We start from the raw sequence: 15,436 nt of genomic DNA on the forward strand, positions 1-15,436 counted from the left end.
TTATTTTAGGTATTAAGTTTTGAAGGGATTTATTTTGCTATTTTTATAGATGAGCTAAAATCTTTGCACTTCTATCTTCATTGCAAACCAAAAACTTTTTTTATTAAAAAGGGATATTAATTATCTACAATAAAATTAACATTATGGTGAGTTCATCATGGAGATGCCAAAGGACTATAATATAGAAGTCGAAAAACAGATACAGAAAAAATGGGAAGAAAGTAAAATCTATAAGTTTGATGAAGAGAGTAATAAACCACCTTATATTATAGATACCCCACCACCATATCCAACTGGGAGATTACACTTAGGACATGCGTTAAATTGGACTTATATAGATATAATAGCAAGATACAAGAGAATGAAGGGTTTTAACGTTTTATTTCCACAGGGCTGGGATTGTCATGGATTGCCAACAGAGGTTAAAGTTGAAGAGATACACGGCATAACAAAATCAGATGTTGATAGGCATAAATTTAGAGAGTTGTGTATTGAATTAACAAAGGAAAACATCGAAAAAATGAGAAGACAGATGAAATCCTTGGGAATTTCTATTGATTGGGATAGAGAGTATATAACAATGACTCCTGACTATATTAAAAAATCCCAAACTGCCTTTGTTAGAATGTATAAAGATGGATTAATTTATAGAGGTAAGTTTCCAGTAAATTGGTGTCCAAGATGTCAGACAGCAATTGCCTTTGCAGAAGTTGAGTATAAAGAAAGAGAAAGCAAATTAAACTATATAAAATTTCCAGCAGTTGATGGAAACGGATATTTATTGATAGCTACAACAAGACCTGAACTTATGGCGGCATGTGTTGCTATATTAGTTCATCCAGAGGATGAGAGATATAAGCATTTAATCGAAAAAGAGTTTATAGTTCCATTGTTTGGGCATAAGGTTAAGTTGTTAGCTGATGAGGATGTAGAGAAGGAGTTTGGAACTGGAGCGGTTATGGTTTGTACATTTGGGGATAAGACAGACGTTTTATGGGTTAATAGGCATAAATTGGAGATTAAGAAGGCAATTGATGAGAAAGGAAAATTAACAGAAATAGCTGGAAAATATAAAGGGCTAAAAACAGAGGAAGCAAGAAAGAAGATTATTGATGACTTAAAGAAAGAGGGTTATTTAGTTAAGCAAGAACCAATAAAACAGAATGTTGGTGTTTGTTGGAGATGTAAAACACCAATTGAAATTATTGTTACTGAGCAGTGGTTCGTTAATGTTAGAAAGCTAATTCCAAAGGTTAGAGAGGTAGCTGATGAAATTAAATGGGTTCCAGAGCACATGAAAATTAGATTGCTGAATTGGATTAAAGATATGGATTGGGATTGGGTTATAAGTAGGCAGAGAATCTTTGCTACACCAATTCCAGTTTGGTACTGTAAAAAATGTGGAAATGTAGTTGTTGCTAAGGAAGAGGATCTACCAGTGGATCCAACAAAAACAAGTTATGTTTGTGATAAGTGTGGCAGTAAGGACTTAATCCCAGAAACAGATGTTTTGGATACATGGATGGACTCTTCAATAACACCGATGGTTATAACAAAGTGGTTGGATGATGATAAATTCTTTGAAAAGCATTATCCAGTCCAATTAAGACCACAAGGGCATGACATAATTAGAACTTGGGCATTCTATACAATAATTAAATCAGTAGCTTTAACCAATAAAAAGCCATGGGAAGAGATCGTTATAAACGGAATGGTGTTTGGAGAAGATGGGCATAAGATGAGTAAGAGTAGGGGAAATGTTGTAGAGCCAGATGAAATTATATCTAAGTATGGAGCAGATGCTTTACGACTGTGGGCAAGCAACAGCGTTGTTGGGGATGACGTCCAATTCTTATGGAAGGAAATTGATTATGCTTACAGATTTTTGAGAAAGTTCTGGAATGCTTGTAGATTTGCTAAGATGCACATAAGTGATGACATTATTGATGAATTAAAAAAACCAGTTGAAATTAAAAATCCAGTTGATTTATGGATTTTGAGTAAATTGCAGAGATTAATTGAGAGAGTTGATAAGGACTTAGAGAATTATAGGTTTAATACAATAGTTGAGATTTATAAGTTTGTTTGGCATGAGTTCTGTGATAACTACATAGAAATGGTTAAATATCGATTGTATGGAGATGATGAAGAGGCAAAGAAAGAAGCAAGATGGACATTATACTATGTAATTGATAAGATCGTTAGATTGCTGTCTCCATTTGCCCCACACTTCTCTGACTATATGGCTGATATTTATAAAATAGACAATCTCCACTTCTCATTCCCAGAGGTTGATGAGAGATTTATAAATGAAGAAGCAGAGAAATTTGGGGAAATAGCTAAAAATACAGTTATTTCAATTAGAAGATTTAAGGCAAATTCAGGAATGGCTTTAAACGCCCCATTAAAATACGTTGAGATTTATACAGAGGATGAAGAGACATATTTGGCTTTAAATAAAACAGCTGAAGATATTAAAGGAACATTGAAGATTGAAGAGCTTAAAATAATTAAAGGAAAACCAGCCCTTGAATCTAAGATTGTTGAAATAATCCCAGACAAATCAAAGATAGGGCCAGAGTTTAAGAAGAATGCAAAGGCAGTTATGGATTTAATTAAAGAGGCAGATGAAGAGACACTTGAAAAGATAATTAATGAGGGCTTAGAAACGGAATATGGGGTTATTAGGAAAGAGCATATTAAAGATGTCAAAAGAGCTTTATTCTGTGAAGGAGAGGAAGTTGATTCAGTAGATATTGAAGGAGTTTTAGCAATAGCAATAATTAGGAAATAAAAAATATAATATAAATAAATATAACGAAAAAAAATGGGAAAATATATCAAAGACAAAAAACATTAAAATAAAATAATTTTTTACTTTCTTTTTTATTTTTTATTCATCATAGACCTTTATTCCCCATTTTGTTCTTATCTCTTTAAATTTCTCTTTTAATTTTTTGGTTATTTCTCCAACTTGTTTATTATTTATCACTCTACCATCTATTTCAAAGACAGGCACTATCTCAGCAGCTGTTCCTGTTATAAAGAGCTCATCAGCAGTGTATAAGTCATGTAAAGTTAATGGCTCTTCAACAACCTCTATTCCTTCTTCTTTAGCTAATTTTATAACAACATCCCTTGTAATTCCTTTTAAAATACTTTGATAGACAGGAGGGGTTTTTAAAACTCCATTTTTAACTATAAATATGTTATCTCCAGTTCCTTCAACAACAAAGCCCTTATCATCCAATAAAAATGCCTCATTAACTCCTGCATAATTTGCTTGGATCTTTGCTAAAACACTGTTTAAGTAGTTGAGGGACTTAACTGCTGGATTTAAAACATCTACTGGCAATCTTCTAACTGAAACGGTTATGACTCTAATTCCCTCCTCTCCCAACAAAGGAGGCATAGGAATTGCTATACAGAAAATCGTTGGCTTTCCACACTTTCTTGGGTCTAATCCTAAATCACCGACTCCTCTTGTTATAACCAATCTTATATAAGCATCTTTTAGATTATTAACTCTCAATGTCTCTAAGACAACATCAATCATCTCCTCTTTTGTTAATGGAATATCTATGCAGAGGGACTTTGCTGAATCATACAGACGATCTATATGCTCTTTCAACATAAAAACAACGCCATCATAAGACCTAATTCCTTCAAAAATTCCATCTCCATACAACAGACCATGATCAAATACGGAAATTTTTGCATCTTCTTCTTCAACAAATTTTCCGTTTAAATAGATCTTCATAACCTCACCTTTGTTAAATTGTCAAAATAAAAATAAAAGAGGGACGTGGTATATAAATTTAAGTATAGGGTGAGTAATATGTTTATAGAGAGTAAATGGGTTTTTCCTAAATTTGATATAATTTAAGGTAATTTTTTAGCATATCCCCAAGAGCTTTTTTAATAACTACGAAAAAAATAAAACTGTGTGGATTTTTTAATATTGATATAAATGCTTTCTTAAATAAGTCATTTTCATCCTCAAAATTCATGTTATCATCCTCTCAGCAATATTTCCAATTATTGGGAGTTTAAATTTTTCTCCACCAGATGCTTTGTAAGCTCCGACAATGCACAATATAACATATACAATAAGCCAAACTATTAAAAAGCAATAAAATGCATTATCAAGCAGTGGTGGCGTGGAATACATGAGATATAATCCAAAGTAAAGATATATTGTGGCAATTCCGGTTCCAACCAGTAAATAGATTACAACCAATAATAAGGCCTGTAAAGAATGAAATTTAATGAATCCATTTTTATTAAATATAATTAAAAACAACAACGGCACTACAAACAATAAAATAAACGTTGAGAGGTAAGATAATGAAGCAACAATATTTTCTGTTTTAATATTCATAATTTCACCTTATTTATTTAATGAAATCATTATTTTTTCAATAATTTTTCTTATTAATGGGATTTTGAACTCATAACCTACAATCACTGCATTAAATCCTACAATAAATGGAATTATCACAACGAACAATGAAAATAATCCAATACTTCCTATGATACTTTCAATTAACTTTGAAGAACTATGGGAATTTAAAAAATAATCAATGTAATAATAAAACAATAACCAATAAACTACTGTCCCAAATATAAAAACTACTAAAATTATTAAAAATAAAAATAATGCCTGTAATGAGTGAAATACAATAAATCTATTTTTTCTAAACGATATAAGGAAGATTATCGGAACTATTAAAGGAAATATTGGAACAAGAATATGAGAAACAATTATCTGAATTATCAAAGACAACAAAATTAGGAGATAAATCGATGAAGCGATAATATTTTCTTTTATTTCCATAATTCCACCTCAAAAATAAAAAATTAAATATTATCCAGTAACATCTTCTTGATTTATGAATAGTATTTTCTTTTCGTGATATAGTTCATTAATATATTGTTTTGATAGTTTTGCATCGATTATTGCAATGGCTTTTCCTGTTGAGTAAAAGGTTATTTCTCCAGATGTATTTTTGGAGATAATTTCATAATATGCGTTATTTGTATAATATCCATAATATTTTGGATAGTATCCTAAAAAGTCCTTTGAATATATTAAATGCCCTTTTGCCTTTTGCTCTATACTGTAATTTTTTGGAGTTTCAACACCTGTATATTTTGTTAAAGATTTAAGTAATTCATCGACTTCATCTTCAAAAATAAACAGTTCATATTTCTTTCTAATTTTATCAAACTCTTCAGAAATGTTCTTTTTATAATTTATGACCTTTCTTTTATATTCTTCACTGTATCCTATTTTTTGTGGGATCAAAATTCTAACATAGTCCAAAGTTCCGTTAAACTCTATCTTATACTTCAATTTGTATATGTTGTTTCCAGTTTTTGTAATATTTGCTTCTATAAACTTTCCATAAGGATATACAGGAGGATTCTTAAATATACAATACATTGGAAGAATTGTGTAGGTTTTTGAACTTAAAGAGATATTTTTAACCTCAATTATATTGTTATTAAAATTAATCATATCCCTACTCCAATTAACTTTTACAAATTTATACCCTTTCGGAGCATAGTCCTTAACATTCGGAGATAAAAATCTATAATCAACGATTATGATTTCAGTGTTGTTTATAATCTCTTTAGGAATTTCCTCTACTATTGGAGCAGTTCTATTAACCTCATAAGGATTGTATATGATGTATGCGATTAAACACCCATAGTTATCTAAATACTGATACACTACATCAAAGTGAGTTGCTGAAATTGTAGGAACTCCTCTATCAACTGGAACCGTTAGATAATAACCAATAAACACTGCTATTGAAAAAATAAAAAGAAAAAGAAATAGGTTTTTATTCTTCATGATTCCACCAATAATAGTTTGACGATCCTCTCAGCAATATTTCCAATTATTGGAAATTTGAACCATTTTCCTCCAGATGCTTTATAAGCTCCAAATAAGAGAGATATAAAAAATCCATAAACATAAATAGCACATAAAATCATTAATAAATCGAAATTTCCATTGTTTATTAAATAATTTAGAATGTATTCTTTATTCGTTAAAAGTTCCATTGCAATAATATAAAATATCAGTTGAATAAAAAATGCTTGGATTGAATGGAATAAGATAAATTTGCTCTTTCTAAAAACAATTATAAAGATTAATGGGGCAAAGACAGGAAACACAAAGAATGAGAGATAAGATAAAGCTGATAAAATATGTTCTGTATTTAGGTTTTTCATTTTTTATCACCATTTTAAATCTAAAATCATTTTTTAAAATTTATACACAATACTGTTGTATATGATAATAATATCAAAAATATGGCAGTTATTTTTATGAAAAACACAAGTAGTGGATTACTTTTTCCAATTAGATAATCACCAATTACTAAAAGAGCGGTAGATAATGACATGACAACAATTGGGATCATTACAAACAACCACGCCATTATTAAAAAATTTACAACCTCTTTTTTTCTTTCTTTATTTTTAAAATAAGTTCCAATACTTATAAGCAAAAATAGTATAAACCATCCAATTAATATACCAACAGCTTCATACAGTATGGAATAAACTCCCTTAGAAAAATAAGAAGAACCATAACCACAGGCGTAATATATAACTCCAATAAATGAAATGGTGCTTCCAATAAATTTTAAAGTTGATTTTATGCATTTTAAGTGTTGTTTTATTTCATTTAACATTAATTCCACCATTAGATAATTTAGAAATTAATAAAAATTATCATTTTCAATGTTCGGCAGATTTTTGCTCATTTTTACCACTCTTGCTAAGATGGCATTATTATTACGAAATTTAATTGAATGCTTAGTTTTTAAAGTATTTCTTACTAAGTTTGATTATTATAAGTGCTAAACTAACAATTATCATTGAAATAATGAGGATTTGTAAAATTATTATTAACATAAGTTGAATGACAGGCAGGACATCGTTGAGCATACATTATCACTATATCTAATTATTTTGGTTCATGAAAACCCCCTGCCTCAAACATAGTTGGCATTTGATTTAACAAACTCCACTGCCATAAGTCCATATACGCCTAATAACCGAAACAAAAATAATGAAGAAAGATACTTGTAATATGTAACTCCTGAATGCAAATCTAATCCATTATGAATCTCAAATAACAATATTAATATTGACCCAATCACAAATGCTATGTCGGCTCTAAAAAGGGTTTTAAGTTGTTTATTATTAGACACTATCAAAAATCCAGCTAAGATAGTGGTTGGAAGTATAATCTGGGTAATTTGCTCAATGAAAAAATGCAATAAACCATTGGAAATTACAAAGGAACTTAATATTGATAATATCATTGTAGATACACATAAAAATATTGCCAACAATACTCCAATAAACAATTTTTTTGACATGTTTTCACCTTGTCACCAAAAATAAAAAATTAAGTATGAAATATATTAAGGATGGGGTTCTCCGATTCCTCCTATGTCTTTAATTACATAAGGTCCGATTCTTTCATAAGAATACCAAAAACCAAGTCCCCATACATACCAAATACATCCGTTTTCGTCTTCAATAGCGGACATTCCATGGTTCATTATAATATCAGTCACTGCACTTGAAATTCCACCATACACCACAGCGGCAGACCCCTCCGTAGCTAGACCGACTAAAATCCCCACTATTGCCCCAATAACAGCTGGAGCATCATTTGAATATACTTGTGCAAGATGTATATGGTAAAGTCTGTTTCCGTGAATAACCTTAGTATTCCATGGTTCTATACCATAATAATCGTAGTCAGGGTGTGCATATTTAATACCTCTACCCTCTACATAATAAACTCCATCCCACCAGTAGTGTGTTGTAGTGTATGACATTGGTAATATATTTCCTATTTTTGCATTTACTTTCATATCCTTGAGTTTCTTTTTATTTATCTCCATTGCCTTTTTTAGTGTCATTCCTTTTTCAATAGGGTTGTAGAAGGTTTTTATTGTTTTGAATTTTTTACCATTCATATACATTTCAGTTAAATAAGTATCCTTTACTTTTTTAGTTATGAATTTGTAGTTTATTGTTTTTCCTGTTTTCTTATCTTTTATTTGAAGAGTAGCAACTTTCCCATCTGTATGGTATTTTATTATTACTCCATTAACTTCAACTATCTGCTCTGTTGGCGTCTTTTTTAGTATTTTAATATCTACCTTCTCCACACCAACTGGCTTTTTACTTACCTCTGACAAGCTCGTTGATGTAGCAAAAACGCTCCCTACAACGCATAGCATAGCCACTAAGGCAAAAATTTTAAATATTCCTTTGCTCCATAGTTTCATAATACCCCTCTTTATTTGGTAGTTGGGCTTTATTTGGCTCCGCCTCTATACAGAGGCATCATCGCCAGCTATTTTTTACTTTACCTTTGTAAAGTTATATTTATCAATCCTTTGATAGTTTTATCTTAACTTTTTAATATTTAAACCTTACTAAGTAGTGTTGTTTTAATCTGAAACAACTAAAAACAACTTAGTAAAGTACAAAAAGAGAGATATTAAAGTTCTCAATAAGATAAAAAACCTAAAAAATTAATTTTTAAAAAAATCAAAACTAAAATAGATAGTTTATTTATTTACAAATTTCTTTAAGTTTATTTTCTAAAAGTAGGGATATGTTTTTATCTACATCGTCTCCTTCCGCTTTATATATTACTCCTTTTTTACTAAATTTTTTGTAATTCTTTTCATTTATTTTTTTACAGATTATTGCATCGATTTTTTGTTTTATTTTTTCTCCGCAGTTATCATTAAATACTGTTTTAACGGAATCTATCTCTCCGTCTTTTATTTCAAGAATTAGAAAGTATTCGCAATTTTCAAACTCATCACTTATTTTATCTAAACGCATAGGAATTATTATTTTCATTACAATCCTCTCCATTTTTCAGATAAATTTTTAGAATCTTTATTTAATATCTTTATTTAGTATACATTATAACATTCTATTTCTATTATTATCGTATTTAAGATTTTTTAATTGTAATTAAAGTATATAAAAAATTATAAAAAATTTTATAAAATAACCGTCTAAAAATAAAAAATTAAAAAATTAACTTGAAAGGTAAACGAATCTTAGTGCAAATAAAACTGCTAATAAATAAACAAGCCAGTGAACTTCTCTCCATCTTCCAGTGAAGACCTTTAATATTGGATAGGTTATGAAACCAAGTGCAAGACCTGTGGCTATACTGTAAGTTAATGGGATAGTTAGCAGAGTTATAAACGCAGGAATTGCCTCAGTATAGTCATCAAAATCAATAAATTTAACGGATCTCATCATCAACGCCCCTACTATAACAAGTGCTGATGCGGTAGCGTAGGCAGGAATTGCTTTAACAACAGGATAGAAGAATAGTGCAAGTAAAAACAGAACTGCGACAACTACTGAAACAAAACCTGTTCTTCCTCCGATCGCAATTCCACTTGCGGATTCAATGTAGGTTGTTACTGTTGATGTTCCGAGTAGCGATCCAACTACTGTTCCGGTAGCATCTGCCATCAATGCTTTTTCTACTCTTGGTAGTTTTCCTTCTTCATCCAAATAACCTGCCTGAGATGCTAATGCACTTAGAGTTCCTAAGGTATCGAACATATCAACAAAGAAGAAGGCCAATACAATTGTTAGCAATCCTAAGTTTAAAGCTCCCATTACATCAAGTTGTAAGAAGGTTGGGGCTATTGATGGAGGCATTGAAAATATGCCATCTGGAAATGGAGAAATGCCTAAGATCATTCCTAAAAGTGATGTTATTATAATTCCTAACAGTATAGCACCAATAACGTTTCTACTTACCAATATTGAGGTTAGAAATATCCCAAACATTGCTAAGAGTGCTGATGGATTCATTATATTTCCTAAGGTAACGAGGGTTGCTTTACTTTCAACAATTATCCCTGCATTTTTTAACCCAATAAACGCAATAAACAATCCAATACCGACAGCAGTTCCGTATTTTATAGCATTAGGGATGACATTAAATATCCACGTCCTTATTTTAGTTAATGTTAAGATTACAAACAAAACACCTGAGATGAACACTGCCCCCAATGCAACTCTCCAGTCAATTCCCATTCCCAAACAAACTCCATATGTGAAATAGGCGTTTAATCCCATTCCTGGAGCTAATGCAAACGGATACCTTGCATATAGGCCCATTATTAGTGTAGCTATTGCTGAGGAGATACATGTTGCAACCATAACTGCCCCAAAATCCATTCCCGTTGTGCTCAAAATTTGAGGATTTACGAATATTATATAAGCCATGGTCATGAATGTGGTTATTCCTGCAAGAACTTCAATTTTTAAGTTGGTGTTGTATTTATCAAATTCGAAATACTCTTCTATAAACCCCATTCCATCACCTCAAAAAGTTTTTAACAGCACACAAAATAGAAAATTTGTGTTGATTAAATAATTTATGGAAATATTGAATATAAAATACTTTACACATAAATTTTGTTATATGGGGTATATCGATATTTTATTACGCTTTAAAAATTATTTTTAATACTTTTTTTAGGTTCATATTTTCTTCATATAAAAGAACTCCTATTTTAAACAATTTTATTGATAGGAGGAAGGATATAATTATGCTAATGATCATTATTGTAGTTGATAATGCAATATCTGTGGTTGGAATATTCGTAGAACTTGCTCTTAGAACAACAGTGTAGGGAGCGGTAAAAGGAATATAGGATAATATTTTCGCAAGGTAGTGATTTGGGTTAACCATGATGGTGTTCATGAACATTATTGGGAGTAGTTGTATGAGGATTATTGGAGACATCAATTGGGAAGCGTCTTTTGGATGAGAGAAGAGGGATGATAATCCACAAAGTAGGGAGGAGTAGAATAAATACCCCATTATAAAATATGCCATTGCGAGGGTTATTGTGTATAAAGAGATTTTCACAGCATAGGTTAAAAGCAGAGGAATTCCTACCATTACCCAAATTCCAATTTGAACCAATCCTACAATTGATATTCCCAATATCTTTCCAAACATTAAATTTTCAGCAGAGGAGTAGCATAGTAAAAGTTCCATTATTCTATTTTGCTTTTCCTCTATCACCGAAGATACGATAATTCCAGATAGGGACGATATAGCCATATACAATAAAAATACAAATCCAACAGGTAGTAGTTGAGATAGAAAGTTCTCTTTTTCGAATCCTTTTTTTGATAGGGAATAGATGGTTAAATTCATAGGATTTATAACTCTTTCATATGTTTTGTTATCTACCTTTCCTTTTAAGAGTTTCTTTATTAATAGTTTATTTAGTGTTTCAGTAATAAGGGGATTTGGGGACTTAGTTGTGGAGTAGATTATGATCTTTCCTGTATCTAAATAATTCTTTGGAATTATAATTAGAGCGTTTATTTTTTCATTTATCACATCCTCTTTTCCTTTTTCTATATTTTCATATTTTAGGAAATATATTGTAGTATTCTTCCCAAGATTGTTTTCAATTACTTTATTTGGAATTTCTACTCCAAATTCATCAACATAACCGACTTTTATCTCCTTAATATCAAACATCATCATACTTCCTATTACAGAAAAGGCAATAATTACTATTGGAACAATAATTGTGGCTATTAAAAACTGTTTTCGTTTTATATTGCTCATCACTTCTCTTTTTCCAATAGTAAGAATTTTTTTTATGCTGAGTTTCATTCTTCCACCAAAAATAACTCTTCCAACGAATATCTGACTTCAAATTTTACTACATGTTCCAAATTCTCCTTCAAAATGTTTAATGCATCTTTATATGGGAGCTCTTTTTTTACAATTTTTCCATTCTCTAAATATTCAATATAAGCCATTTTTCTACAAATATTTTCAATTGTTCCGTAATGGATTGCCTTTCCTTTTTTTAGAATCAATATTCTATCACACAGTTTTTCTATCTTTTCCAATTGATGGGTTGAGAGGATTATTGTTTTTCCTTTTTCTTTTAGTTCCAGTATTATATTTTTTAAAAGGTTCACATTAGCAACATCTAAGCCAGAAAACGGCTCGTCCAATATCAGAATGTCGGGATCGTGTATAACTGCTACAATAAATTGAACTTTTTGCTGATTTCCTTTAGAGAGTTCTTTCACTTTAAAATTTTTATACTGTTGGATTTTTAACTTATTTAGCCAATAATTAATACTATCAACAAGTTTATCGCCCTCAACACCAGCCAATTTTCCAAAAAACTTTAACACATCAAAAACCTTTTCATCCCTATAAAGTCCTCTTTCCTCAGGTAGATAACCAATTTTTCCATCTGTTTCAACCGATCCATCGTAATTTTCAATTATTCCAGCAATTATTCTTAAAGTTGTAGTTTTTCCAGCCCCATTATGTCCCAATAATCCAAAAATCTCCCCCTCATAAACCTCAAAGGATATATTGTCTAAAACTTTTTTATCTCCGAAGTATTTGGTTAGGTTTTTTACAACAATTTTAGGTTTTCTCATGCTTCTCCTCTCTAAGGTTCCATTTTCATTTTATCCCAAATTTTTATGAATGATTATATAAATATTATGAACTCTCATCCTTAACTAATTTTTACTCAAATAATTGATGATTTTAATCTTTAAATAATTTGGAAGTTTTATTATAAATTTATTATTTATAAATCTTCGCTATAAACATAACGCATATAACTAATTCAATAACAAACCAATAATAAACATGATAACAACAATAAATATAGATACAATGAAGTGATAAAATGCTTGAACCAATTGCCTATGATATTGGAAGATTGTGCAAAGAGAAAGATAAAGAACTAACTCCAAAACTGATAAATATTGAACTAAATACTGATGAAGTAAAAATGCCCTTTGATACATTTAAAGAACTAACTCCGTTATTTAAAAAATCTTTTACTGGAAAAACAACTTATAAAGGAGAGGAGATAACTTATCAAATACTAAACTTTGGTAAGCATATTGATCTAATTGATCTTGAAGAAGTAGATCTGTATGTCATCGCTGATGGTAGACGATTAATAGAACGAAAAGAATTACAAATAATTCCAAAAATAAGAGAAAAAATCTCTCCGAACTCATCAATTTATTTTCCATCAGTTTTTCCATGGGAAATTCCTCTGTTGGCTTATATGGGAGTGGATTACTTCGATGATTCTATGGGAAGATTGGCTTCTTCCATGGGTTATAAATTAACCAAAAACAGAATGATAAAAACAAACAATAAGATAAACAATAATATTGATGGTAATAATATTGACGATATTTATAAAGATAACATTCATATTTACAACGAGATAATAGAAGAAGTTAGAGTAGCCATAAAAAACGGGTTTTTGAGGAATGTAGTTGAGGAAACGGCAGTATCTCATCCCTACCTCTGGGCAAACTATATTAGGTATGAGCCAGATATTAGAAATATTCCTCTATCAAAAGGTAGAAAAATCATAATAACTTCAAACATTAACACTCCAGAAGTAAAAAAATATTTAATTAGATTGGATAAGTATGAGCCCTACTCAAATGTTATAGTTTTACTTCCCTGCTCTTCAAAAAAGCCCTACTCACTTTCTCAATCGCATCAGAAATTTATAAAGGCAATAAGATCGTCAAAAGTGATCGTGGAAGAGGTCGTGTTAACATCTCCTTATGGATTAGTGCCGAGGGCTCTTGAAAATTTAGTAAATTATGATATTCCGGTTGTAGGTGAATGGAGTTTTGAGGAAAAAGAGCTAATAAATAACTGCTTAAAAAACTTTTTAAAGAAGGTTGAGGAAAAATTTAACAATTATGTTATTATAGCACATCTTCCGGAACACTACCTCGATATTTTGGACTTAGACGAGGTTGTCATAACTTCAAAAGAAAATCCAATATCTGAGGATGCGTTAAAGTGTTTAACTGAAACTCTTAAAAATTATAAAGAGATGACAAAAGATTTAAAACTAAGTAGAAAAGGCCAAAGAATACATAATATCCAACAACTTGCGAAATTTCAGTTTGGAGTGAACTTTCTACCAGACGAAATATTTATAAATCACAAGGGACAAATATTTACAGAAATTAAAAACAAACGACAACAGATCGCTTCAATAAATTTAAAGAATGGGTTGCTTGTATTAACCTTAAAAGGAGGAGAATTACTGTGGAACTGTGGGGGAAGGGAGATAAACTATGTTGAGGTTAGTTATCAAATTAAAAAGGGTTCACTATTTCCTCCGGGATTTGTAGATTGTAATGAAAATATCTCCTATAACGATGAACTTGTTTTAATAAAAGATGATGAATTTTTGGGAGTAGGGAGAGCATTAATGAGTGGCCTTGAAATGAAAAAAGCAAGACATGGGGCATTAGTAAATATAAGAAATGTTATAGGGTGAGGGATTTGGATATAGAAAGAGTAGCTGAGTTAGTATTACTCAAAGATGTAAACTTTAAAGATAAAGAAAAAGTAAGGGACTTATTGAGGGAGTATATAAAAATAAAAGATGAGATAAGCTATTTAGATAGTATACTTGAGGACTTTGAAAATTTGGATGCAAATTTAAAACATTTAAAAAGAGATGCAGACATAATAAAATCTACACTTCCAAGATTAAGCAAATTTACAAATATTCCATTTTTTATGGGTCTCGTTAAAATGCTTGATACCGTTGAAAAAATAAATATTGAAGATTTAGAGTCAGTAAGATGGAGCATTAACAAAGAAATTGAAGAACTAAGCGAAAAATTGAAAAAAATAGAAAATGAACTTAGGGCTATAATTATCAACGAATCGATGAATAAATTAGGAACTGCAAACTTGGAAGAGTTTTTAAAATACTTAGAAAACATTAATTTTGAAGAAAAAGAGCCCACGGCTTAACTATAATCAAAAATATCATAAGAAATTTGGTAAAGGGAAAAGAAAGTTTTTTATATTATTATCAGCTTTCTATTTTAATAGGTAATATCAAAATAATCATCAGGGTGAGATTAATGGAATTACCTCCTCAAATTCAGGCACAATTGATGCAGTTGCAACAATTACAGCAACAGTTGCAGATGATTTTAATGCAGAAGCAGAGTGTTGAAACAGAACTAAAAGAGTGTAAAAAGGCATTAGAAGAATTAGAAAAATCGACAAGTGATGAGGTCTACAAATTGGTAGGCGGTCTTTTCATTAAAAGAAAAAAAGAGGAAGTTAAAAAAGAACTCGAAGAAAAGGTAGAAACATTAGAGTTAAGAATAAAAACATTAGAAAAACAGGAAGAAAAATTACAGGCAAGATTAAAAGAGTTGCAAGAAAAAATTCAAAAAATGATACCAACTGCACAGTAAATTAAATCTAATTTCTTATCAGTAATTATTTATTATTTTTAGATTTTTTAACCTAACTATTTTATTAATGAAATTTATATTTTTTCAT

Annotated in this window: 16 protein-coding genes; 4 read left to right on the forward strand and 12 right to left on the reverse strand. The window is 30.3% G+C overall.

The window, feature by feature from the left end:
• Positions 1-157 precede the first annotated feature (157 nt).
• Entirely contained in the window at positions 158-2,794 is a 2,637-nt protein-coding gene (gene valS, locus METVU_RS02950; RefSeq protein WP_015732684.1) for a valine--tRNA ligase, read from the forward strand.
• Positions 2,795-2,893: 99 nt separating this feature from the next.
• Here the strand turns inward: valS and ilvE are convergent, their stop codons facing one another.
• The 12 genes from ilvE to METVU_RS03010 form a co-directional block, all read right to left on the reverse strand.
• Positions 2,894-3,760 carry a branched-chain-amino-acid transaminase gene (ilvE, locus tag METVU_RS02955; RefSeq protein ID WP_015732685.1) on the reverse strand — a complete coding sequence of 289 codons (867 nt, stop codon included), beginning with the start codon at positions 3,758-3,760 and terminating at the stop codon, positions 2,894-2,896.
• Positions 3,761-4,006: 246 nt separating this feature from the next.
• On the reverse strand, positions 4,007-4,381 hold the full coding sequence (locus METVU_RS02960) for a DUF4870 domain-containing protein (protein WP_015732687.1): 375 nt from the start codon (positions 4,379-4,381) through the stop codon (positions 4,007-4,009).
• A 9-nt stretch (positions 4,382-4,390) separates the two neighbouring features.
• Positions 4,391-4,837: a hypothetical protein gene (locus tag METVU_RS02965; RefSeq protein WP_015732688.1), complete on the reverse strand. Its 447-nt coding sequence runs from the start codon at positions 4,835-4,837 to the stop codon at positions 4,391-4,393.
• Positions 4,838-4,867: 30 nt separating this feature from the next.
• A complete protein-coding gene (locus METVU_RS02970) occupies positions 4,868-5,860 on the reverse strand; it encodes a hypothetical protein (protein ID WP_015732689.1) in 993 nt (330 codons plus the stop codon).
• Positions 5,857-6,243, reverse strand: a complete 387-nt coding sequence (locus METVU_RS02975; RefSeq protein WP_015732690.1) for a hypothetical protein — start codon at positions 6,241-6,243, stop codon at positions 5,857-5,859. The genes METVU_RS02970 and METVU_RS02975 overlap by 4 nt, the downstream gene beginning before the upstream one ends.
• A gap of 26 nt (positions 6,244-6,269) precedes the next feature.
• On the reverse strand, positions 6,270-6,707 hold the full coding sequence (locus METVU_RS02980; protein ID WP_015732691.1) for a hypothetical protein: 438 nt from the start codon (positions 6,705-6,707) through the stop codon (positions 6,270-6,272).
• Between the two features lie 303 nt (positions 6,708-7,010).
• Positions 7,011-7,400, reverse strand: a complete 390-nt coding sequence (locus METVU_RS02985) for a hypothetical protein (protein ID WP_015732692.1) — start codon at positions 7,398-7,400, stop codon at positions 7,011-7,013.
• A gap of 45 nt (positions 7,401-7,445) precedes the next feature.
• Entirely contained in the window at positions 7,446-8,324 is an 879-nt protein-coding gene (locus tag METVU_RS02990; RefSeq protein ID WP_015732693.1) for a hypothetical protein, read from the reverse strand.
• Between the two features lie 289 nt (positions 8,325-8,613).
• On the reverse strand, positions 8,614-8,910 hold the full coding sequence (locus tag METVU_RS02995; RefSeq protein WP_015732694.1) for a NifB/NifX family molybdenum-iron cluster-binding protein: 297 nt from the start codon (positions 8,908-8,910) through the stop codon (positions 8,614-8,616).
• Positions 8,911-9,093: 183 nt separating this feature from the next.
• Positions 9,094-10,398: an NCS2 family permease gene (locus tag METVU_RS03000; RefSeq protein ID WP_015732695.1), complete on the reverse strand. Its 1,305-nt coding sequence runs from the start codon at positions 10,396-10,398 to the stop codon at positions 9,094-9,096.
• 130 nt (positions 10,399-10,528) lie between these two features.
• The gene (locus tag METVU_RS03005; protein WP_015732696.1) at positions 10,529-11,722 is read right to left on the reverse strand and encodes an ABC transporter permease; all 1,194 of its coding nucleotides are present in this window, start codon (positions 11,720-11,722) and stop codon (positions 10,529-10,531) included.
• Entirely contained in the window at positions 11,719-12,513 is a 795-nt protein-coding gene (locus METVU_RS03010; RefSeq protein WP_015732697.1) for an ABC transporter ATP-binding protein, read from the reverse strand. Before METVU_RS03010 ends, METVU_RS03005 begins: the two co-directional genes overlap by 4 nt.
• Positions 12,514-12,770: 257 nt before the next feature.
• Here METVU_RS03010 and METVU_RS03015 point away from each other — a divergent pair, with 257 nt between their 5' ends.
• From METVU_RS03015 to METVU_RS03025, 3 genes are all read left to right on the forward strand, one after another.
• Positions 12,771-14,408, forward strand: coding sequence for a DUF5591 domain-containing protein (locus METVU_RS03015; protein ID WP_015732698.1), 1,638 nt, complete (start codon positions 12,771-12,773; stop codon positions 14,406-14,408).
• Positions 14,405-14,893: a hypothetical protein gene (locus tag METVU_RS03020; protein WP_015732699.1), complete on the forward strand. Its 489-nt coding sequence runs from the start codon at positions 14,405-14,407 to the stop codon at positions 14,891-14,893. Before METVU_RS03015 ends, METVU_RS03020 begins: the two co-directional genes overlap by 4 nt.
• Before the next feature lie 113 nt (positions 14,894-15,006).
• Positions 15,007-15,348: a prefoldin subunit beta gene (locus METVU_RS03025; protein ID WP_015732700.1), complete on the forward strand. Its 342-nt coding sequence runs from the start codon at positions 15,007-15,009 to the stop codon at positions 15,346-15,348.
• Positions 15,349-15,436: the final 88 nt, after the last annotated feature.

This window comes from Methanocaldococcus vulcanius M7 (genome assembly GCF_000024625.1).
GTDB classification, from domain to species: domain Archaea; phylum AGJL01; class Methanococci; order Methanococcales; family Methanocaldococcaceae; genus Methanocaldococcus; species Methanocaldococcus vulcanius.